General features: G+C 69.9%; 18 protein-coding genes and 1 riboswitch. Of the genes, 11 read left to right on the top strand and 7 right to left on the bottom strand.

Annotated elements, in window-relative coordinates:
- Position 1: 1 nt before the first annotated feature.
- From ACX1DX_RS08440 to scpC, 4 genes are all read right to left on the bottom strand, one after another.
- Positions 2-1,162 carry a hypothetical protein gene (locus ACX1DX_RS08440; protein WP_459396242.1) on the bottom strand — a complete coding sequence of 387 codons (1,161 nt, stop codon included), beginning with the start codon at positions 1,160-1,162 and terminating at the stop codon, positions 2-4.
- Between the two features lie 63 nt (positions 1,163-1,225).
- Positions 1,226-2,392 carry a M20 metallopeptidase family protein gene (locus tag ACX1DX_RS08435; RefSeq protein ID WP_459396241.1) on the bottom strand — a complete coding sequence of 389 codons (1,167 nt, stop codon included), beginning with the start codon at positions 2,390-2,392 and terminating at the stop codon, positions 1,226-1,228.
- 40 nt (positions 2,393-2,432) lie between these two features.
- The gene (locus tag ACX1DX_RS08430) at positions 2,433-3,017 is read right to left on the bottom strand and encodes a MarC family protein (protein ID WP_459396240.1); all 585 of its coding nucleotides are present in this window, start codon (positions 3,015-3,017) and stop codon (positions 2,433-2,435) included.
- A gap of 186 nt (positions 3,018-3,203) precedes the next feature.
- Positions 3,204-4,718 carry a succinyl-CoA:acetate CoA-transferase ScpC gene (scpC, locus tag ACX1DX_RS08425; protein ID WP_459396239.1) on the bottom strand — a complete coding sequence of 505 codons (1,515 nt, stop codon included), beginning with the start codon at positions 4,716-4,718 and terminating at the stop codon, positions 3,204-3,206.
- 304 nt (positions 4,719-5,022) lie between these two features.
- On the opposite strand from scpC, the gene ACX1DX_RS08420 reads away from it, so the two are divergent.
- The 4 genes from ACX1DX_RS08420 to xylA are packed head-to-tail and all read left to right on the top strand — an operon-like array spanning position 5,023 to position 10,159.
- Positions 5,023-6,159, top strand: a complete 1,137-nt coding sequence (locus ACX1DX_RS08420; protein ID WP_459396238.1) for a substrate-binding domain-containing protein — start codon at positions 5,023-5,025, stop codon at positions 6,157-6,159.
- Between the two features lie 31 nt (positions 6,160-6,190).
- Positions 6,191-7,735, top strand: coding sequence for a multiple monosaccharide ABC transporter ATP-binding protein (mmsA, locus tag ACX1DX_RS08415; protein ID WP_459396237.1), 1,545 nt, complete (start codon positions 6,191-6,193; stop codon positions 7,733-7,735).
- Positions 7,732-8,952, top strand: a complete 1,221-nt coding sequence (gene mmsB / locus ACX1DX_RS08410) for a multiple monosaccharide ABC transporter permease (RefSeq protein ID WP_459396236.1) — start codon at positions 7,732-7,734, stop codon at positions 8,950-8,952. Before mmsA ends, mmsB begins: the two co-directional genes overlap by 4 nt.
- A gap of 28 nt (positions 8,953-8,980) precedes the next feature.
- Complete coding sequence (gene xylA / locus ACX1DX_RS08405; RefSeq protein WP_459396235.1) at positions 8,981-10,159, top strand: xylose isomerase; 1,179 nt, start codon at positions 8,981-8,983, stop codon at positions 10,157-10,159.
- Between the two features lie 100 nt (positions 10,160-10,259).
- Here xylA and serB read toward each other — a convergent pair whose 3' ends face one another.
- From serB to ACX1DX_RS08390, 3 genes are all read right to left on the bottom strand, one after another.
- Positions 10,260-11,123, bottom strand: coding sequence for a phosphoserine phosphatase SerB (serB, locus tag ACX1DX_RS08400; protein ID WP_459396234.1), 864 nt, complete (start codon positions 11,121-11,123; stop codon positions 10,260-10,262).
- 144 nt (positions 11,124-11,267) lie between these two features.
- A complete protein-coding gene (locus ACX1DX_RS08395) occupies positions 11,268-12,668 on the bottom strand; it encodes a S1C family serine protease (protein ID WP_459396233.1) in 1,401 nt (466 codons plus the stop codon).
- A gap of 92 nt (positions 12,669-12,760) precedes the next feature.
- Positions 12,761-13,759, bottom strand: a complete 999-nt coding sequence (locus ACX1DX_RS08390; protein ID WP_459396232.1) for a class I SAM-dependent methyltransferase — start codon at positions 13,757-13,759, stop codon at positions 12,761-12,763.
- Between the two features lie 23 nt (positions 13,760-13,782).
- On the opposite strand from ACX1DX_RS08390, the gene ACX1DX_RS08385 reads away from it, so the two are divergent.
- The 7 genes from ACX1DX_RS08385 (at position 13,783) to ACX1DX_RS08355 (ending at position 22,151) form a co-directional block, all read left to right on the top strand.
- Positions 13,783-14,325, top strand: coding sequence for a histidine phosphatase family protein (locus tag ACX1DX_RS08385; RefSeq protein ID WP_459396231.1), 543 nt, complete (start codon positions 13,783-13,785; stop codon positions 14,323-14,325).
- 9 nt (positions 14,326-14,334) lie between these two features.
- Positions 14,335-15,273 (top strand): cobalamin biosynthesis protein, encoded by a 939-nt coding sequence (locus ACX1DX_RS08380; protein ID WP_459396230.1) that lies wholly within the window; start codon positions 14,335-14,337, stop codon positions 15,271-15,273.
- Complete coding sequence (locus tag ACX1DX_RS08375) at positions 15,270-16,700, top strand: cobyric acid synthase (RefSeq protein ID WP_459396229.1); 1,431 nt, start codon at positions 15,270-15,272, stop codon at positions 16,698-16,700. The genes ACX1DX_RS08380 and ACX1DX_RS08375 overlap by 4 nt, the downstream gene beginning before the upstream one ends.
- Positions 16,701-16,715: 15 nt before the next feature.
- Positions 16,716-16,846: riboswitch (cobalamin riboswitch) on the top strand.
- A 28-nt stretch (positions 16,847-16,874) separates the two neighbouring features.
- Positions 16,875-17,633 (top strand): precorrin-2 C(20)-methyltransferase, encoded by a 759-nt coding sequence (gene cobI / locus ACX1DX_RS08370; protein ID WP_182765142.1) that lies wholly within the window; start codon positions 16,875-16,877, stop codon positions 17,631-17,633.
- Positions 17,630-18,460, top strand: coding sequence for a precorrin-4 C(11)-methyltransferase (gene cobM, locus ACX1DX_RS08365; protein ID WP_182764087.1), 831 nt, complete (start codon positions 17,630-17,632; stop codon positions 18,458-18,460). Before cobI ends, cobM begins: the two co-directional genes overlap by 4 nt.
- On the top strand, positions 18,457-20,940 hold the full coding sequence (cobJ, locus tag ACX1DX_RS08360; RefSeq protein WP_459396228.1) for a precorrin-3B C(17)-methyltransferase: 2,484 nt from the start codon (positions 18,457-18,459) through the stop codon (positions 20,938-20,940). Before cobM ends, cobJ begins: the two co-directional genes overlap by 4 nt.
- Complete coding sequence (locus ACX1DX_RS08355; protein WP_459396227.1) at positions 20,937-22,151, top strand: siroheme synthase domain-containing protein; 1,215 nt, start codon at positions 20,937-20,939, stop codon at positions 22,149-22,151. The genes cobJ and ACX1DX_RS08355 overlap by 4 nt, the downstream gene beginning before the upstream one ends.
- The last annotated feature ends 8 nt before the right edge of the window (positions 22,152-22,159 follow it).

The raw sequence follows: 22,159 nt of genomic DNA, 5'->3' as shown, positions 1-22,159 counted from the left end.
GTCAGGCGCGGGCGCCCCACTGGACGCGATTCTGATCGAGCGCGCGGCGGTCGTCGTCCGTGGGCGGCTTGACGAGGAGCCGGGGCGGGAAGGTGCCCTCGTGCAGGGAGAAGAGATGCGGGCACAGCACCAGTGCGTCGCCGAGGCTCACGCCGAGCGGCTCCTGGTCACCGTCGCGGAAGAAGACCACCAGGTCCGTGCGCGGGATGCTGGTCACGTCGTCGGCGGTCACCGCGAGGGTCTCCCAGCGGCCGGAGCGCTCGATCTGCAGCATCGACGACGGGAACGACCCGCCGGCCTGGAGCCGCTCGCGTTGCTCGGCGTGCTGCTGGGCGTGGATGTCGGCGCGCAGCCGGGTCAGTCTCTGCTCCGCTGGGTGCCCCGCTGGTGGCAGCCACTCGCGCCACGCGTGGTCCGCCTGCACGTGGGGCAGTGGGCACACCTCCTTGTGGCTGCCGTGCACCGACTCCAGCACGTCCAGGAACTCCGGCCAGTGCAGGGTGTCGGTGTCCAGCAGGAAGAGGTCCTCGCGGGAGGCGGGCACCGCTGCCCATTCCGAGCCGGTGACGCTCTCCATCTGGGTGAGCGCCGCCTCCATGGTCTGGAGGTCCGCGAACCAGGCGGAGTCGTTGCCCTCGGTGGCGTGCACGACGAGGATCGAATTGTCCTCGACGACGGGGGCGAGACCGAACTGCTCAGCCATGTCGCGCAGGTTCAACACCGCGCGGGCCGCGCGGTTCACGGCCTCCTCCGCGGTGTCGCCGGCGAGTTGGTCCTCGCTGATGGGCATGACGGCGGTGGGTAGGTCGAAGGCGAGCCCGACGCCGATGTAGTCGGTGAGGGGGAAGGTCAGGGCCGGGCTGGCCTCCGGCCTGGTGAAGTAGTCGGCGCTGCGCACCAGGGGGATGGCGTCGTCGAGGCTGTGTTCCTCGTCTAGCGTGGTCTGGACGGTGACCAGGAGCTTGTCCAGTGACGCATGGAAGCGCATGAGGGCGTCCTCGTCCGACTCGCCGGGATCAGGCTCGGCGAGTTGCGGGTTGCAGATGATGTCTTCACCAGTGAGCAGCGTGAGCGTGACCATTCCCGGATGCTCGCTGCTGGGCGCGGCGGCTACCACCAGTGGGTGGGCCAGTGCCGCCGCAACGGCGTCGTCGAGTTCCATCCTTCGACAGTACCCGTGACCCGCCCCCTCACCGCCACACCCGTACGGTGGCGGTGCGCCTTTTCAGGCGATTTTGCGCAGGGCCAGTTCGGTGAAGAGCCTGGCACCGTCCGCCAGCACGGCGTCGTCGAAGAGGGCGTAGGCGGAGTGGTTGAACGGTGCGCTGGCGGGGTCCAGATCCGGCGGGCAGGCCGACAGGCCGATGAAGCAGCCCGGCGCCTCCTCCAGCAGGCGCGAGAAGTCCTCTGCGCCGGCGAGCGGCTTCTCCCAGCGCAGGTGGCGCTCCGAGCCGAAGAGGTCTGTCACCGCTGCGGCCACGGCGTCGGCCTCCGCGTCGTCGTTGACCGTGACGGGGTACTGCTCGACCAGGGAGAACTCGCCCGTGACGCCGTGCGCAGCGGCGATGCCCTCCACCACCTGGGGGATGATCTCGATGAGCTTGGCCCGCACTCCGGTGTCGAAGGTGCGCAGCGTCGCCTCGAGGCGGCCGTCCTCCGGGATGACGTTGGCGATGGTGCCGGCCTGCAGCAACCCGACGGTGACCACGACGGGGTTCTGCACGTCGAAGCGGCGGGTGACCATGGTGTTCAGCGCGGTGGTGATCTCCGCCAGCGCCGGCACCGGGTCTGCCGCGAGCTGCGGGGTGGAGCCATGACCGCCGCGACCCACCACCCGGACCCGGGCGACGTCCGAGCTGGCCATGACGGTGCCGGGCTTGGTGCTGAAGGTGCCATGGGGGTCCAGCGCGGACCACACGTGGATGGCGTAGACCCAGTCCGGCCGCGACCCTGCCACGTCGAGGAGGCCCTCCTCCAGCATGTAGCGGCAGCCGTCAACGCCCTCCTCACCCGGCTGGAACATGAAGACCACGTCGCCGGCGAGGTCCGCCCGGCGGGCGGAGAGTTCGTGGGCGGCGCCGATGAGCATCGCCATGTGCAGGTCGTGCCCGCAGGCGTGCATGTTGCCGTTGGCCGACGCGTACTCCAGGCCGGTCAACTCCTCGACGGGCAGCGCGTCCATGTCCGCCCGCAGCAGCACGACGGGGCGCTTGCCCTGCGTCGGTTTCCCGCCGCGCAGCACGCCCACGACGCTGGTCACGGACTCGCCCAGGGTGATCTCCAGCGGCAGCCCCTCCAACGCGCTGAGGACGCGGGCCTGGGTCTGGGGGAGCTGCAGGCCCACCTCGGGGATCTGATGGAATTCGCGGCGTAGGGCAACCAGGTCGATCATGGCCCTATTCATACCAGTCGCGGCGGACGGCCGCCCCGCGTCAGCCCGTGAAGAAGGCCTTGATGCCGCCCAGCATCATCTGGACCGCGAGGATCACCAGGATCATTCCCATCAACCGCTCGATGGCGATGAGGGTCTTGTCGCCGACGACCCGGCGCAGGAAGCCCGAGAGGTAGAGGATCCCGGCGGTCACCGACCACGCCAGGATCAGCGCCCCCAGGAAGATCGGCCAATCTGCCGGGTTCTGCGAGATGAGCACGACCTCGACGGCCAGCAGCGACGGCCCGGCGACATAGGGCACGGCCAGCGGGACGATGAACGGCTCGTCGTCGGTGTGGGGCTCTCGCAGGTTCCGCTCGGCGGTGGGGAACACCATCCGGATGGCGATGAGCAACAGGATCACTCCACCGGCTGTTTCGAGCGCGGCGTTGCCGATGTTGAGCAGGTCCAGCAGGCTCCCCCCCGCGAACAGGAAGGCCACCATGACGGCCAGGGCGATGAGGAGTTCGCGCAGGATCACCCACTGTCGCCGTTCCTCCGGGGTGTTGCGCAGTGCGGTCAGGAAGAGGGGCACGTTGCCCAACGGGTCCATGACCAGGAAGAACGTCAAGGCGGCGGAAAGCACGGGGTGGGGGCTCCTTTCAGGGCGCGACGCTGCTCAGCCTGCCAGAGTCCGGCCGCCCGCGTGGGGGCGGGTGGCGACGCAGGTTCAGAGCCCGCCACAGAGCCCCGCCACGATCCGGCGTCGCCGGCCCACAGAAAAGGGCACCGGGGGTGGAAACCCACCCCCGGTGCCCGTGCGGCTGTCAGCTCACTGAGCCATGGTGCCCGTCTCGAGGAAGCGCACGTGCCAGCCCAGCGCGGTGGCCAGGTCGTGCGGCGTGTGCATGCCGTTGGCCTTCTTCTCCGCGAGCTTCACGTATTCACGCAGCGGCTCCTTGAAATCCGGGTGCGCGCAGTTGTCGATGATCGCCTTGGCGCGCAGCCGCGGGGCGAGCCCACGCAGATCCGCCAGGCCCTGCTCGGTGATGATCACCTGGACGTCGTGCTCGGTGTGGTCCACGTGGTTGACCATCGGCACGATGCACGAGATGGCGCCGCCCTTGGCCGTCGAGGGGGTGACGAACGACGAGATCCAACCGTTGCGGGTGAAGTCGCCGGAGCCGCCGATGCCGTTCTGCATGCGCGAGCCCATCACGTGGGTGGAGTTCACGTTGCCGTAGATGTCGGCCTCGATCATGCCGTTGCAGGCGATGACGCCCATGCGACGGATGGCTTCGGGGTGGTTCGACACGTCCTGCGGGCGCAGCACGATCTTCTTGGCGTAGTGCGCGGCGTTGTCGTTCATCTTCTCCGCGGCCTTCGGCGACAGCGAGAAGGCCGTCGCGGAGGCGACGCTGAGCTTGCCTGAATCCAGCAGATCCACCATGCCGTCCTGGATCACCTCGGTGTACGAGGTGAGGTTCTCGAACGGGCCCTCGAGCAGGCCCTGGAGCACGGCGTTGGCGATGTTGCCGACGCCGGACTGCAGCGGGAGCAGGTTCTCCGGCAGACGGCCGACCTTGACCTCGTGGCCGAGGAAATCCAGGAAGTTGCCGGCGATGGCGCGGGAGTCGTCGTCGAGGTGCTTGAACGGCGTGTTGCGGTCCGGCGAGTTCGTCACGACGATCGCGATGACCTTCTCCGGGTCCACCGTGAGGTACTTGCCGCCGATGCGGTCGCCCGGGTTCTGGATGGGCAGCGGGACGCGGTTCGGAGGCAGGGCGCCGATGGGGTAGTAGATGTCGTGCATGCCGAAGAGACCCTCGGACTGCCACTCGTTGACCTCGATGATGACCTTGTCGGCGTGCTCGAGGTAGGTGCGGTTCATGCCCACCGAGGACGACGGGATGAGGTCGCCGTTCTCGGTGATGGCGGTCACCTCGATGACTGCCGCGTTGAGCTTGCCCAGGAAGCCCTGGGAGACCTGGGGGCCCATGTGGGACAGGTGGATGTCCTGGTAGTAGGACACGCCGGAGTTGATGGTGTTACGCATGTCGGGATCCGACTGGTACGGGGCGCGGTAGGAGATGCCGCCTGTGCGGGCGAGGGCGCCGTCGAGTTCAGGGGCCGTGGAGGCGCCGGTCCAGACGCCGATCTTGAACTCTTCGCCGCGGTTGTGCGCGGCGTCGATGATGGCGGCGAGCGCCTCGGGGAACGCCTTCGGGTAACCGGAACCGGTGAACCCTGAGAAGCCCATGTTCCATCCGTTTTCGACGAGGGCGGCGGCGTCGTGGGCCGACATCACCTTGTTCTTGAACGCCTCGTATCGGATGCGACCTGACATCTGTCCTCCTTGAAGAATTTCGGTGGCGTGGCCCACCATACCGGCTGACGTTTCCCCGGGGCTGTCGGGGCGAAATTGGACGGCGGAGCGGCGGCGGACCGGTCTGTGCATGGCGTAGGACTACAACGTGTCCGAATCGTTATCGCATCGGCTTGACTTCGCAGTCCAATTGTTTTTAGTCTCATGACGAAACAAAAGTGAGGGCGCCATCGATGACGCGTCTCACTTCAATCGAGTGCGGCGAAGGGGCCGCACCGGAAGGGAAGAGTCACGCATGGCACTGTCACGTCGAAACCTCTTGACCATGTCTGCCGCGGCGCTCGCCGTGGGCACGCTGGCAGCCTGCAGCAGCGAGCGTGGTGGGGGCGCCAGCCCGGCACCCGCAGACGGCAGCGAAGCTGCCCCCAGCACCAGCACCAGCGCCCCCGCAGCCGGCGGCCTCATCGGCATCGTCATGCCCACCAAGAGCCTCGAGCGGTGGAATCGCGACGGTGCCCACCTCGAGGGCCTGCTCCAGGACATGGGCTACGAAACCAGCCTCCAGTACGCCGACAACAAGCAGGACCAGCAGAACAACCAGCTTCAGAACATGATCAACGACGGCGCCAAGGTCGTCGTGGTCGCCTCCATCGACGGCACAGCGATGGGCCCGGTCCTCCAGCAGGCCGCCGACGCCGGCGTCAAGGTGCTCGCCTACGACCGACTCATCAACGGCACCGAGAACGTCGACTACTACGCCACGTTCGACAACTACAAGGTCGGCCAGCTGCAGGGTCAGTACGTCCTCGACCACATGGACGAGTACAAGAACGAGGACGGCTCGATCAACCTCGAGCCCTTCGCCGGATCCCCCGACGACAACAACGTCCGCTTCTTCTTCGGCGGCGCGTGGGACCTGATCGGCCCCAAGGTGCAGAGCGGCGAGCTCACCGTGCCGTCGGGCAAGGCTCCCGCCGATTCCGAGGGATGGGCCTCCATCGGTATCCAGAACTGGGCCTCCTCGGGCGCTCAGTCCGAGATGGAGAACCGCCTCAACTCCTTCTACGGTGACGGCAAGAAGGTCAACATCGTGCTGTCCCCGAACGACTCGCTCGCCCTGGGCATCCAGCAGGCGCTCGAAGGTGCCGGCTATGAGCCGGGCGTCGACTGGCCCCTGCTGACCGGCCAGGACGCAGACCTTGCCAACGTGCAGGCCATGGTGCAGGGCAAGCAGACCATGAGCGTCTGGAAGGACACCCGCATGCTCGGCGAGCAGGTGGCCACGATGGTCGACCAGATCGTCAAGGGCGAAGAGGTCGCGGTCAATGACAGCGAAACCTACGACAACGGCGTCAAGGTCGTGCCCACGTTCCTGATCGACCCGGTCGTCGTCACCAAGGAGAACATCCAGGAACAGCTGGTCGATTCGGAGTTCTACTCGGCGTCGGACGTCGGTCTCTGAGACACGTGACCCGGAGAGGAGGAGTGCAACAGTGACAGACCCGATTCTGGAAATGCGGAGCATCGGGAAGGCCTTCGGCCCTGTGCAGGCCCTGCAGGACGTGACCCTCACGGTCATGCCCGGCGAGATCCGCGCGATCTGTGGTGAGAACGGCGCCGGCAAGTCGACGCTGATGAACATCCTCTCCGGGCTCTACCCCCACGGCACGTACGGGGGGGAGATCTGGTACCAGGGCTCAGAGGCGAAGTTCCGATCGCTGCGCGACAGTGAGGCCGAGGGCATCGTCATCATCCATCAGGAACTCGGGCTCTCTCCCTACCTGTCGATCGCCGAGAACATCTTCCTCGGCAACGAGCGCTCCAGGCTCGGCGTCATCGACTGGGACGAGACGAACAGCCGGGCCAGGGAACTCCTGGACCGGGTGGGCCTGAGCGAAAAGGTGGAGACCCGCGTCCTGGACATCGGCGTGGGCAAGCAGCAGCTCGTCGAGATCGCCAAGGCACTGTCCAAGGAGGTCAAGCTCCTGATCCTGGACGAGCCCACCGCCGCGCTGAACGACGAGGACTCGGCCCACCTGCTGGGCCTCATGCGGCAACTGCGTGCGGAGGGGGTCACCCAGATCATCATCTCCCACAAGCTCAATGAGGTCATGGCCATCGCCGACAACATCACCGTCATCCGTGACGGTTCGGTCGTCGAGACGATGTCGAACGAGGAGGGTGCGGGGGACCGGGCGACCGAGGCCCGCATCATCCGCTCCATGGTGGGTCGGCCGCTGGACCACCGTTTCCCCCCGCGCGAACCGCAGATCGGAGAGGAGCTGCTCAGCCTGGAGGACTGGACCGTCCATCACCCGGAAGACCCTCAGCGCGTCGTCGTCGACGGCGCCTCGTTGACGGTCAGCCGTGGCGAGATCGTGGGTATCGCCGGGCTGATGGGCGCAGGACGCACGGAACTGGCCATGAGCCTGTTCGGTCACCAGTACGGCTCCCGCATCTCCGGCAAGGTCATCAAGGACGGCAAGGAGATCCGCACGGACACCGTGCCGCGCGCCATCGACCACGGCCTGGCCTACGTCAGCGAGGACCGCAAGCAGTACGGGCTCAACCTGATCGCGGAGATCCGGCACAACATCAGCGGCGCGGCGCTGGAGAAGATCAGCAGGCGTGGCGTGCTCAACAAGACCAGGGAGAACGCCGTCGCGCGCGACTTCCGCACCAAGATGCGGATCCGTTCCTCGGGGATCCAGCAGCTGGTGGGCAACCTGTCTGGCGGCAACCAGCAGAAGGTGTCCTTGAGCAAGTGGGTCTTCTCGGATCCCGACGTGCTGATCCTCGACGAACCGACGCGCGGCATTGATGTCGGCGCGAAGTACGAGATCTACGAAATCATCAACGAGCTCGCGGCGAGCGGGAAGGCGATCGTCGTGATCTCCTCCGAGTTGCCTGAGCTCCTCGGTCTGTGCGACCGCATCTATGCGCTCAGCGAAGGGCGCATCACCGGGCAGTTGCCCAGAGGAGAGGCGACCCAGGAGTCGTTGATGGAACTTATGACCATGGAGGCAGCGCGAGCATGAGCGAAGCAGTAACAACCAAGCCGGACCGGGCGGCGGAGACCCCACCGCGCGTGTTCAACGTGGGCGCCAGCCTACGTCAGTACGGCATCTTCCTGGCGCTGGTGCTGATCGTCCTGCTGTTCCAGGTACTGACCGACGGCCGGCTGCTGCAGCCCAACAACGTCACCAGCCTCGTGCAGCAGAACGCCTATGTGCTGATCCTTGCCGTCGGCATGTTGATGATCATCGTCGCCGGCCACATCGACCTGTCCGTCGGCTCGGTCGTCGCCGCGGTGGGCGGCGTGATCGGCGTCCTGATGATCGACTTCGGCTGGAGCACGTGGCTCACAGTCATCGTCGCCCTGGTCATCGGCGGCCTGATCGGAGCGTGGCAGGGCTTCTGGGTGGCCTACGTGGGCGTCCCGGCCTTCATCGTGACGCTCGGCGGCATGATGATCTTCCGCGGCGCGGCACTGGTCCTCGTCGGCTACACCCGTTCCGGTTTCGAGAACAACTTCATCGCCATCTCCAACCGCGGCGTCGCGGGCCTCACTGGATACGTCGGGATGCTCGACGCCCTCACCCTCATCGTGGGTGTCATCGGTATCCTCGCAGTCCTGTTCTACTCCATCCGCAGGCGGCGCGCGCTGCAGAAGCGGAGCCTCGACGTGGAACCCGGCGTGCTGTTCTGGTCGAAGTTGGTGGGCCTCTCCGTCGCCATCGGACTGTCCACCTACTGGATCGCCCGCTCCGCCCTGGCGCTGCCGTACGTCCTGGTCATCGTGGGTGTCGCGGTGTTCCTCTACGCCTGGCTGATGGACTCGACCGTGTTCGGCCGCCACATCTACGCCATAGGAGGCAACCTCGCCGCCGCGAAGCTCTCGGGCATCAACACGAAGAAGGTCAACTTCTGGCTGTTCGTGAACATGGGCGTCCTCGGCGGTCTGGCCGCCGTCGTCGTCACCTCTCGTGCAGGCGCCGCGGCTGCGGCGGCGGGCACCGGCTACGAACTCGACGTCATCGCGGCCTGCTTCATCGGTGGGGCTGCCGTCACCGGCGGTATCGGCCGCGTGTCCGGCGCCGTGATCGGTGCGCTGATCATGGGCGTGCTCAACATGGGCCTCTCCATCATGGGCGTCGACCCGTCGTGGCAGCAGATCATCAAGGGCCTCGTGCTGACGCTGGCCGTGGCCTTCGACCTTCTCAACAAGTCCCGCGCCGCCGGCCGCGCCGGATAATTTCTCCCGACCCAGGAAAGTGAAGAACATGAACCGCACACCAACCCCTGAAGACAAGTTCTCCTTCGGCCTCTGGACCGTCGGTTGGACCGGCACGGACCCCTTCGGCGGCAACACCCGCCCCGCCTTCGACCCGTGGGAATACGCCGAGAAGCTCGCCGAACTCGGCGCGTGGGGCATCACGTTCCACGACGACGACGTCTTCCCGTTCGGCTCCACCGACGAGGAGCGCGCCTCCCGCGTGGGCCGCCTCAAGGACGCCGCAGACAAGGCCGGGCTGGTCATCGAGATGGTCACCACCAACACCTTCTCGCACCCCGTCTTCAAGGACGGCGGGCTGACCGCCAATGACCGGTCCGTGCGTCGCTTCGGCCTGCGCAAGGTGCTGAAGAACGTGGACCTGGCCGCCGAGCTCGGTGCCAGCACGTTCGTCATGTGGGGCGGCCGTGAGGGCACCGAGTACGAGTCCTCGAAGGACCTCTACGCGGCCCATGCCCGCTACGCCGAGGGCCTCGACACCGTCGCGGGCTACATCAAGCAGCAGGGTTACGACCTGCGCATCGCGCTCGAGCCCAAGCCGAACGAGCCGCGCGGCGACATCTTCCTGCCCACCATCGGGCACGCGCTGGCTCTCATCGCGACGCTCGACAACGGCGACATCGTGGGCCTCAACCCTGAGGTCGGCCACGAGCAGATGGCCAACCTCAACTACACCCACGGGCTGGCCCAGGCGCTGCACTCGAACAAGCTGTTCCACATCGACCTCAACGGCCAGCGCGGCCTGAAGTACGACCAGGACCTCGTGTTCGGCCACGGAGACCTCATCAGCGCCTTCTTCACCGTCGACCTCCTGGTCAACGGCTTCCCGTTCTCGCCGGAGGCGCCCCGCTACGAAGGGCCCGTCCACTTCGACTACAAGCCGTCGCGTACCGAGGGTGTCCAGGGCATCTGGGATTCCGCCAAGGCGAACATGGAGATGTACCTCATGCTGGCCGAGAAGGCGAAGGCCTTCCGCGCCGATCCGGCCGTGCAGGCCCTCATGAAGGAAGCCAGCATCGACGAGCTGGGCCAGCCCACGTTGGCCGAGGGGGAGTCGATCGCCGACTTCCTGGCGGCTGAGGAGCAGTTCGACGCCGACGAGAAGGGCGCCCGCGAGTACCGCTTCGTGGAGCTCTACCAGGCGGCGCTGCGCCACCTCGTGAGCTGAACCTGACGGGAACCGTCGATGGCAGCGCCTGAGCCGTGGAGGCTCAGGCGCTGTTCTGTGTCCAGAGGGGCGCCTTGGGCCGTCGCCGCGACGGTGCCGCTCAGCGGTTGAAGGCGAAGGCGGCCACCGCGTCGAGCCTGGCGAACGGGATGGCGACATCCGCGGCCGCGGCCGTGATGGGCTTGGCGCAGTAGGCGACGGAGAGGCCGGCCGCGTCGAACATGTCGATGTCGTTGGCGCCGTCGCCCACGGCCACCGTCATGTCGGGGTCGATGGAGTGGGCGTGGGCGAAGCGCAGGAGGTCGCGGGCCTTCTGTTCGCGGTTGACGACGGTGCCGATCACGCGGCCGGTGAGCCGCTCCACGCCGTCGACGGTCTCGGTCTCGAGTTCGTTGGCGTGGAAGAAGTCCAACCGGAGGCGCTCAGCGAGGGGGCCGACGAGCTGCGTGAACCCGCCGGAGGTGACGCCCACCTTCGCCCCGACGGCGCGCGCGGCGCGGATGAGGTCCTCGGCGCCCGGCGACAGCGTCATGGCCGGCGCCACGTCTTCGAACACCGAGACGGGCAATCCCCCCAGGGTGGCGACGCGCTCGCGGAGGGACGCGGTGAAGTCGAGTTCGCCGCGCATGGCCCGCTCGGTGATCTCCGCCACCTTCTCGCCCGCGCCCGCATGGTGGGCCAGCAGGTCCACGGCCTCCGTCGTCGTGAGCGTGGAATCCACGTCCATCAGCAGCAGCTGTGCCGGCTGCGCGGCAAGCGGCCTGGTGAGTACCCCGACGGCGACCTTGCCCGCGACGGCGCGGAGCGCCTGGCGCAACTGCTCCGGCTCGTCATGGCGGGCGTAGACGTTGATCCGCTGCCCGTAGGCCGTGCGGTCCACGGTCCTGGAGATCGGGTCGGGGATGCAGGCGAGGAGCGACTCAGGGATGGGGCCCACGGCCGCCAGCGTCACGCGGATGTCCATGGACCCCAACTTTAGAGGGGGTTTGCACCGCCGTCGTCCGGCGCCCAGCGGCCAGCCGGCCCCCCAAGCAGAATGAAGTTGTGCAGCGGAGTAGCTGCACAACTTCACTCGGCCTCGGCTGGGATGCCCGAGCGGGCCGGGGCGTCAGTTGGGTGCGGCGATGGGGGTCACCGCCACCTTTGTCTCCTGGCCGCCACGCAGCAGGGTGATCTCCATCTCCTCACCCACGCGTCCGGCCCGCACCAGGGCGACGAGCGACTCGGTGGAGCTGACGGGCTGGCCGTCCACCTGGGTGATCTGGTCGCCCACGGCGATGCCGGCCTGCTCAGCGGGGGAGCCGGGCACGACCTGGACGATCTCGGCGCCCAGCGGGCCGTAGCTCTGCACGTCGCTCGCGCTCACGCCCAGCTGCGGGTGCTCCGCCCGGCCGGTGGCGATCAGTTGCTCGGCCACGTACTGCACCTGGTCCGAGCCGATTGCGAACCCGATGCCGATGTTGCCGGCCTGGTTCTGCCCGGGCGACGGGATGGAGGCGATCGACGACGTGATCCCCACCAGTTCGCCGGCGCTGTTGACCAGCGCACCACCCGAGTTGCCCGGGTTGATGGCGGCGTTGGTCTGGATGGCGGCGGTCACCACCACGCTGTCGGAGGTCTGCTGCGCCACGGTCTCGTTCGACACGGCTCGCGTGGTCACCGGGCGGTTCAGCGCGGAGACGATGCCGGTGGTCACGGTGTCCGCCAGCCCCAGCGGGTTGCCGATGGCCATCACGGGGTCGCCCACGACGAGTTTCCGGGAGTCGCCGTAACCCATCACGGCGAGGTCTACCGGCGGGTCGATCATCTTGATCACGGCGAGGTCCGTCGACGGGTCGAAGCCCACGGCCTCAGCCTGGTAGGCGGTGTTGCCGAGCAGCACGGTGATCTGCGCGCCGGTGCCTGCGCTGGCGACCACGTGGTTGTTGGTGGCGATGTGGCCGTCGCCGTCGATCACGACGCCCGAGCCCTGGCTGCCCCCGTCGCCACCGGTCACCTGGATGGCCACGACCGATTTCGACGCCACCTCCGCCACGGCACTCCAGTCGGGGTTCGTGGGGTCGCCCTGTACCACCGTGGTCTGCTGGCCGCCCGACGCGTCCTCGGTGGTCTCCGTCGAGGGGCCGGCGCTCGGCGTCGTCGACGTGATGCCGGGGGCCGCGGCGTCCTCAGCGGCGTAGCGCGAGGCGACGAATCCCGTGCCGCCGCCGACGCCGGCCGCGAGCATCGCGATGGCGAGCACGCCCGCCACCTGGGCGCCGCCGCGCTTCTGCGGGGGCCGCGTCGAGGTGCTGGTGGCCCCCGACTGCTGGTAGCTGGGGTACGCGGGCCTGGGCGGGTAGGCCGACTGCTGGAAGGAGGGACCCGACTGCTGGTAGGTGGGCCGCGGCGGGTACTGCTGCTGGGGCTGGACGGGCTGCTGCTGAGAAGGCTGCGGGTGCGCCGGGGGCTGCCACTGCTGAGGAGGGCGGTTCATCGGATCCGGCTGCTGGTTCTGCTCGTTGCTCATCTGGGCTCCTTGGTGGGTACGCGCCTAGATAACCCGTCCAGTCTATGTGATTCCTGTGAGGTTTCTTTGTGTCAGCTTCGGACCTATGCGGGTCACCGACCCGACGAGGTGACCGTGACGGTGTAGTGCCTGTCCTGCGCGACGACCCGGGTGCGCCCGAGCGTCTCGTTGAGGGCCCGGCGGTACGGCAGGTGCGAGTTGTACACGCACCACAGCTGGCCGCCGGGCTTCAGCACCCGTCGGGCGTCCACGAACATGTCGAGCGTGTCGCTGGAGTCCTTCGCCGTGCCCTGATGGAACGGCGGATTGGTGACCAGCGCGTCGACGCTCTGGTCGGCGTAGCCGTCGAGCCCGTCGCCCCAGGTGGCGTCCACCTGGAAGCCGTTGACCTCCGCGGCGACGGAGGTGCCGGCCACGGCCGACCAGCTCACGTCGCGGGCCAGCACCGTGTCGACGCCCTCCTTGGCCAGCCACATCGCCACGGACCCGTTGCCGCAGCCCCAGTCCAGGACGGTGTCGGCCTCGAGCGGGGCGTGGTCGCCGCCGCCGGCCAGCGCCATGAGCAGCAGGCGGGTGCCGGGGTCCACCTTCGTGCCGCCGAACGTCGCACCGTAGGCGGCGACTGCGTAGCCCAGGTCTTCATGCTGGCGCACCTTCGGCCAGTCGGATTCCAGGCCCTGCGGCCCCCAGGCGCGCAGCACCCGCGACTTCGAGCGGCCCAGCGAGGCCGCCACGGCCACGAAGTGCTTGGCGAGCACCTCGTTCATCGTGTGGTTCATGTGCCGGATGCGCGCACCGCCCAGGTACGTCACGTCCGGGGCGCCCTGCACCACGGCCGCGTGGTGGTCCAGCGCCGAGAGGCTCTTGGGGAGGCGGGCGAGCGCCAGGTCGACGCCGCCGAGGTCGTCGGGGTTGGCCACCAGGTACTCCGGGGCCACCGACGCGGCGTCGCGCCAGTCGTCGCAGAAGACCCGCACGTCATCGGCGATGGTGAGCGCGTCCTCCACGAGCGCGGGCGCGTCCAGGATGGCTATCGCTCCGGCCTCCTTGGGGGCCTCGTCCCAGATCAGGTCGTCCACGGCGTCTCTCATGCGTTCACCCTAGACTCACCGGCGTGATTCTTCATCTGGTGCGGCACGGGCAGTCCGCCTGGAACCTGGAGCGCCGGCTCCAGGGCCAGACCCCCGACGTGCCGCTGACCGAGCAGGGCCATGCCGAGGCCGCGTCGGTCGCCGAGCTGCTCGCCGGCAGGCCGGTCTCCGCCATCTGGTCCTCGGACCAGGTGCGCGCGCTGCAGACCGCCGACGCCGTGTCCCGCGCGCTGGGCGTGCCCGTCCAGGCGACACCGGCGCTCCGCGAGCAGGGCCTCGGCCGGCTCGAGGGGCTCAGCTACGACGACCTCATCGAGGAGCCGGTGCCCGACGGCGTCCACATCTCGGAGGTGCGCTGGGGCGGCGGCGAATCGGTGCGCGACGTGCACGAGCGCCTCACGATCTTCATGGCGGGGCTGCCGGACGTCGACGGTGAGGTGGTGCTCGTCTCGCACGGCGACACGCTGCGGATCCTGCTCGCAGTGCTCGACGGCCGGGACCACCGCAGCGTCGAATGGCACGAGTTCGGCAACGGCGAGGTCCGCACCCACAACCTGGCCCGATAGCCTTCCCCCGTGATCTCCAGAGCTCTCGGCCTCGCTCTCGGCGTGCTCGCCGACCAGATCGTCGGCGACCCCCGGCGCCACCACCCGGTGGCCTGGTTCGGCTCCTTCGCCGCCCGGGCCGAAGGCGCCCTCTACGACGACACCGTCGCCGCCGGGGCGGTCTACACGACGGCGACGGTGGCGCCCGTCGTGGCGCTGGGGGCCGCGGCCGAGCGGCTCACCCGCCGGCACCCCGTGCTCCACACCGCTGCCACGGCGCTCGCCACCTGGGCCGTGCTCGGCGCCCGCAGCCTCACCCGCGAGGGCGACACGATGGCCGACAGCCTGGAGATCGGCGACCTCGCCCGCGCCCGCGCGCAGCTGCCCAACCTCTGCGGCCGCGACGCCGCCCAGCTCGACGCGCCGGAACTGGCCCGCGCCACCGTCGAATCCATGGCGGAGAACACGGCGGATTCCGCCGTCGCCTCGCTGTTCTGGGGAGCCCTGCTGGGCGTCCCCGGCCTGCTGGCGCACCGGGCCGTCAACACGCTCGACGCCATGGTGGGGCGCCGCGACGAGCGCTACGGCCGCTTCGGCACGGCGTCGGCGAAGCTGGACGACGCCTTGGACCTCCTGCCGGCACGCCTCACCGGGGTGCTGGGTGCGGCGCTCGCTCCCGCGGTCGGCGGCTGGGCCCGGCGCGCCTGGGCCATCACGCTGCGCGACGCGGGCAACCACCCCTCGCCCAACGGCGGTTGGTGCGAGGCCGCCTGGGCCGGCGCCATCGGCGTGCAGTTGGGCGGGCGCAACGTGTACGCCAATCGCGTGGAGGAGCGGGGGCGGCTCGGCGACGGGCCCCGACCGGGCGCGTGTGAGGTGCGCAAGGCGGCGCAGCTGGTCACGCTCGTGACCGGCGCGGCGACGGCTCTGGCGGCGGGGTTCGCCCTGCTGAGGAGGGGGCGGCGATGAGTTTCCTGGTGGCGGGCACGTCGTCGGATGCGGGGAAGTCGCTGATCACCGCCGGGCTGTGCCGAGCGGCGCGGCGGCGGGGCATCGACGTGGTGCCGTTCAAGGCCCAGAACATGAGCAACAACTCCATGGTGGTGGCCGACGGCGAGATCGGCCGCGCGCAATACCTGCAGGCCATCGCGGCCGGGGTCACGCCGTCGACCGCGATGAATCCAGTGCTGCTGAAGCCGGGCAGCGACCGGCGCGCGCACGTCATCCTCCGCGGCCAACCAGCGGGCGAACTGCGGGCGGGGGAGTACGCCACCGGACGGCGGCTCTTGGCGCAAGCCGCGCATGACGCGTACCGCGAGCTCGCGGCCCGGCACGACCTGGTGATCTGCGAGGGCGCCGGCTCCCCGGCCGAGATCAACCTCCGCGCGGGCGACTACACCAACATGGGCCTGGCCAGGGCCTTCACCCTGCCCGTGCTGCTCGTCGGCGACATCGACCGCGGCGGCGTCCTCGCCTCCATCTACGGCACCTGGGCCCTGCTCGACACCGAGGACCGGGCGCTCCTGGCCGGCTACCTCATCAACAAGTTCCGCGGCGACCAGGCCGTCCTGGACCCGGGGCTGGACGAACTCACCCGCCGGTGCGGCCTGCCCAACTTCGGCGTGGTGCCGTGGCTGCCTGGCATGTGGGTCGACGGCGAGGACGCCTTGGAGGTGGCCCGGTGGCGCGGCGAGGAGAAGGCCGACGGCGGGCTCACCGTCGCCGTGATCCGGATGCCGCGCATCTCCAACGCGACGGACGTGGACGCCCTGGCTGCGGAACCGGGGGTGCACGTGAGCGTGACGACGAATCCCGCAGAGGTGGCCGCGGCGGACCTGGCGGTGCTGCCGGGGTCGCGGGCCACGCTGCACGACCTGGCGTGGCTGCGCGAGACCGGCCTGGCCGAGGCGGTGACCGCGAGGGCGGCGGGCGGGCGGCCGGTGCTGGGGATCTGCGGCGGGTTCCAGATGCTGGCCCGCGCCATCGTCGACCCGGTGGAGAGCGGCGACGACACCCCCGTGCCGGGTCTGGGGCTCCTCCCGGTGGACGTGCGGTTCGAGGCGGAGAAGGTGTTGGGCCGGCCGAAGGGTCAGTGGCGCGGGATTCCAGTGGAGGGCTACGAGATCCACCACGGCCGAATGCGCCCCTCGCCCGGGGGCGAGGAGTTCCTCGGCGGCGTCCGCGTCGGGCAGACGTGGGGCACCATGTGGCACGGCGCGCTGGAGTCAGACGACTTTCGCCGGGCCTGGCTCGCCGTCGTGGCCCAGGCCGCGGGGCGTGACTGGACGCCGTCGGCCGCGCCCGGGTTCGCGCAGCGGCGCGAAATGATGCTCGAAGCGGTGGCCGACGCGCTGGAGGAACACGCGGACGTGGAGCGCATCCTGTCGTTCGGCTGACCCCGCCGTCGGCGCCGGAAGGGGGTCTGCGAGGATGACTGCCAACGCGCAGAGCGTCAGAGGAACCCGGTGTGAATCCGGGGCGGTCCCGCCACTGTGAGCCCTAACGGGTGAGTCAGGAACTCTGTCTGCGCGGCCACTTTGTCCGGGCGAGCGAACCCACAGGAGGCCACGGTGTCCACCGTCCCCACCCCTGCCCCACGACGTCTGATCGGCGTCGGTGTCGGCCCAGGAGATCCCACTCTCACCACCATCAAAGCTGCGCTGGCGCTGAGGGCGGCCGACGTCGTCCTCGTCCCCGCGACGGAGGCCTCCGGCGACGGTCCGGGCCGCGCTGAGCTGATCGTCGCGGAGGTCGCGCCCGACGCGCGGATCCGGCGCATCCCGTTCTCCATGGCGGACCGAAGCGGCGTCTCGGACAGGCGGAAGGAGGCGTGGCTCACCTCCGCGTCGGCCGCGCTGGAGGAATTCGACGGCGGGGCCCAGCGCGTGGCCTTCGCCACCGTCGGCGATCCGTCGGTGTACTCGACGTTCTCGTACCTGGCGGCGCACGTCGTGGAGTCGCGGCAGGGCGTCGAGGTGGAGGTGATTCCCGGGATCACAGCGATGCAGGCGCTGGCCGCGGAGTCGAAGACGCCGCTCGTGGAGGGGCAGGAGATCCTGGCGCTGGTTCCGGTCACCGTCGGCCTCGACCGGGTGCGGGAGTTGTTGGGAGCCGCCGACACCGTGGTCGCCTACAAGGGTGGCCGGAAGCTACCCGAACTGGTGCGCGTGCTCCGGGAGGAGGGGCGCGACGCCGTGCTGGGCGTCAACGTGTCCCTCGAGGGGCAGCGACTCGTGGCGCTGGACGACCTGACCGACGACGAACGGGCACCCTACTTCTCCACCGTGCTGAGCGCGCCGCGCCGCACGGGGACGGGCGGTGCGCTGTGAGCGGCAAGGTTGTGTTCGTCGGCGCCGGTCCGGGCGCCGCTGATCTCATCACGCTGCGCGGGGCGCGCGTGATCGGGGAGGCCGACATCGTCATCTGGGCGTCCTCGCTGGTGCATCCCGACATCGTCGCAGGCGTGAAACCGGGGGCCGAGGTCATCGATTCCGCTTCCGCCTCGCTGGAGGACATCGCGCCCCTCTACGAGCGGGCCCGCGACGAGGGGCTCACCGTCGCCAGGGTGCACACCGGCGACCCCTCCATCTACGGCGCCACCGCGGAGCAGCGCGACCTGATCCGCGAACTGGGGCTCGACTTCGAATCCGTGCCCGGCATCTCCGCCTTCTCGGCCGCGGCCGCGCGCATGGAGGTGGAGATCACGGTGCCGGAGGTGTCGCAGTCGCTGATCCTCACCAGGCTGGAGGGCGGCCGCACGCCGATGCCCCCGAAGGAGACAGTGCGCTCGTTCGCCGCGCACGGCGCCACCATGGCGCTGTACCTGTCCGCGGCGCGCAACAAGGTGCTGCAGGACGAGCTCCTGGCGGGCGGCTACCCGCCGGAGACCCCGTGCATCGTCGGGTACCGCGTGACCTGGCCCGACGAGATGATGCTGCGCTGCGCACTCGACGAACTCTCGGCGACGATGCGCGAGCACAAGCTGTGGAAGCACACCGTCGTCCTGGTGGGCCCGGCGCTGGCTGAAGGACCGCTCAGTACCCGCTCGCATCTCTACCATCCCGGGTTCCGGCACGAGTACCGCGCGGCCGAACCCCAGGCGCAGGCAGACCTGCGCGCCCACGGCACGCGGGGCGTCACGGAGGAACTGTCATGATCCACGTCCACGGGTACCTGGGGCAGCTCGCCCCGGAGACGGTTGCGCTGGCCGAGCGGGCGGCGCTGGTGGTCGGCGGCCGGCGGCACCTGGAGGCCCTGGGTGTGGAGGAGCCGCGCCGGGTGGTGCTCGGCGCGCTGACCCCGGCGCTGGAGCGGCTGCGCTCCCTGCCGGACGGCGCCGACGCGCTGGTGATCGCCAGCGGCGACCCCGGCTTCCACGGCATCGTGCGCCGGCTCCGTGCCGACGGCTTCGAGCTCTCGGTGCGGCCGGCGGTGAGTTCCGTGGCGGCCGCCTTCGCCGCCGTCGCGCTGCCCTGGGATGACGCCGTCGTGGTCTCCGCCCACGGGCGCCCCATCGACGACGCCGTGGCCGCGGCGCGCAGGCACCCGAAGGTCGCGGTGCTCACCGGGCCGGGTACCGGCCTGCGCGAGATCGCGGTGGCGCTCGCCCCTGGCGAGGGGTTGCGCTTCGTCGTCGCCGAACGGCTGGGGGAAGCCGACGAACGGGTGCGCTGGTTCTCGCCCGAGGAGGCGCTGACGGCAGACGTGGCGGAGCCCAACGTCGTGATCATCCTCGACGGCCCGGGCGTCCGCCGTTCGACCGTTCCGGCGCTCAGCGCTGGGGCCGGCTCAGGGCGCGGCGACGGCTCAGGGAACGTCATCGGTCAGATCACCAACTCGGCGGCGGCCCGACGGCACGCCGACGCCATCGACGGCATCGTCGGAGCCACGCTCCGCTTCGACGGCCCGGCCCGCGAAGCGCTGGCGGCCGCCTGGCAGCGGTGCGATCTCATCGTCAGCCACCTCGCCCTGGGAGCGACCTCGCGCATCATCGCGCCGTTGCTGCGGGACAAGAAGACCGACCCCGCCGTGGTCGTCGTCGACGAGGCCGGCCGGTTCGCCGTCCCGCTGGTGGGCGGGCATGCGGGCGGCGCCAACGACCTCGCCCGGCGGATCGCCGAGGCCACAGGCGCCACGCCGGTGCTGACCACCGCCACCGACGCGCTGAACATCCCCGCCCTGGACACCCTGGGCTGGGCCTACTCCGGCGACGTCGCGGCCGTCACCCGGGCCATCATCGACGGCGGGCCGGCGCTCGTGGAGAAGCGGCAGCCGTGGCCGCTGCCGCCGCTGCCGGCCAACGTGTCAGAGAACGCCGAACGCCCCGTCGCCCGCATCCTCGTCACGGACCACACGCTGGTTGAGACTGAAACAGTCCCCACCGTCGTGTTGCATCCCCCCAGCCTCGTGGTGGGCATGGGCTGCAACAAGGGCACCTCCGCCGAGCACCTCCGCGGACTCCTCGAGGCGACCCTCGCTGAGCACAGCCTGGCCCTCGAGTCGGTGACCGCGCTCACCACCATCGACGCCAAGGCCGGCGAGCTCGGGCTGATCCAGCTCGCCCATCAGTTGGGCGTCAAGCTCCTCGACTACCCGGCCGCGGAACTGGCCGTCTTCGACGTGCCGACGCCCAGCCAGTACGCGCTGGAGCACGTCGGCACGCCGTCGGTCTCGGAGGCCTCTGTGATGGCGCGCGGCGCCCGCCTCATCGTGCCCAAGCAGAAGACCCAGGACGCCACGTGCGCCGTCGGCCGTATCCCCGCGCGGGGGCGGCTCAGCGTCGTGGGGCTCGGCCCCGGGGTCCGCGACCTCCTCACGCCCCGCGCGAAGCAGCGTCTCCAGCAGGCCACCTACGTCGTCGGGTACGCCCCGTACGTCAAGCAGATCCGCGACCTCATCCGCCCCGGCGCCCGCATCATGGCCACGAAGATGGGCACCGAGGAGGAGCGCACGGCCTCGGCGATCGACGCGGCCCGGGCCGGCGAGAACGTCGCACTGGTCTGCGGCGGCGACCCGGCGATCTACGCGATGGCCAGCCCCGTGCTGGAGCAGGGCACCGACGGCGTGGACGTCGACGTCGTGCCCGGCGTGACCGCCTCGCTCGCGGTTTCCGCCATCCTTGGCGCGCCGCTGGGCCACGACCATGCCACCATCTCGTTGTCCGACCTGCACACCCCCTGGGAGTCCATTGAGCGGCGCCTCCACGGCGCCTCCGTCGGCGACTTCGTCACGGTCCTCTACAACCCGCGCTCCCGCAAGCGGGTGGCGCATCTCCCGCGGGCCCTGGAGATCCTCGGCGAGCACCGCCCACCCGACACCCCTGTGGCGGTGGTCCAGCAGGCGGAGCGCCCTCGACAGAAGGTCATCCTGAGTACGCTGGCGGAGTTCCGGCCCGAGTGGGTGGACATGAATTCCCTTGTCGTGGTGGGCTCGTCGTCGACGAAGTACGTCACGTCCGGCGGGGGGCGCCAGCTGATGGTCACCCCGCGGGATTACACCTGGATGGATCCGGCGGTTCCAGAGGGGCAGGGAATACACCGGACAGGGTCGGTGGTTCTGGAAGAGCAGGGCGCCGCGAACGAGCTGCAGGCTCACCAAGGACCGGCGCCCGAACTACACCCCAAGGACAACGCATGAGGACCCCCCTGTTGATCGCGGCCCACGGCACGCGGCTCGAAGCGGGAGTGGAGGCGTGCCTGGAACTCGCCCAGTTGGTGCGCGAGAGGGTGCCTGGCGTGCCGGTCAACGTGGGGTTCGTCGAACTCACTGAGCCGTCCATCACCGCAGCCCTCACCCAGGCACTGGAGCAGCATGGGCCGCGCGCGGTCGTCGTCCCGCTGATGCTGGGCACCGGCGGGCACGTGCGCTCCGATATCCCGGAGTTCATTGCGGAGGCTCGCTCGGCGGTGCCCGGGGCGCACGTGGACTACGCGGCGCATCTGGGCCCGCATCCGCGCCTGATGGAGGCCGTCGAGGGCCGGCTCCACGCGGCCCGCGGCGATTGGGCACCTGCCGAGACCAGCGTGGTGTTCGTGGGCCGTGGCGCCCTGGTGCCGGACGCGAACGCCGATCACGTGCGCCTGGCCCGCATGCTGCTGGAGCGGGGGGAGTGGGCCGACGTCGAACCGGCGTTCATCCAGGTCACCCGCCCGTCGCTGCCCACCGCCCTGGATCGTTCGTACGCGGCGGGGGCACGCCGCATCGTGGTGATGGGGCACTGGCTGTTCCCCGGCATGCTCAGCACCTGGACGCAGCGGCAGACCGACGAATGGGCCGCCGCCCACCCAGATGCCGAGGTGCGGGTGGCCGATGTGATCGGGGCGTGCGCGGAACTGGCCGACGTGGTGGTGGAGCGCTACCTGGAGATGCTGCCGGAGGCGCCGCCGCATGGGTCGCCCACCTATCTGGCGGGGCTGTTGCTGCGCAACCGAGACGTGCTGGTGCTGGGCGGTGGCAAGGTCGCGGAGCGCCGCGTGCCCCGGCTGCTGGAGGCCGGGGCGCGGCTGAGGGTGGTGGCGCCCCATCTGACGCCCGCGCTGCGGACGCTCGCTGAGGAGGGCCGGTTCGAATGGACCCGGCGGGCGTTCCTCGATTCCGACCTGGGCGACGCCTGGTACATCCTCGCCGCCACCGATGACCCGACGGCGAACCGCGCCGCCTCCCAGATGGCCGAGGCGCACCACCGGTTCTGCGTGCGGGCCGACGACGCACGGGCCGGCACCGCGTGGACGCCGGCAACGGCGGACGCCCACGGGCTGACGGTCGCGGTGATCGGCAACCGGGACCCGCGCCTGTCCCGCGCGGTACGCGACGCGGTGGTGGCCATCGTCGCGGACCCCGACTCCTGAGCGTCGTG

The organism is Tessaracoccus zhenghani (assembly GCF_054552775.1).
This window is presented reverse-complemented; position numbering and strand designations above follow the sequence as displayed.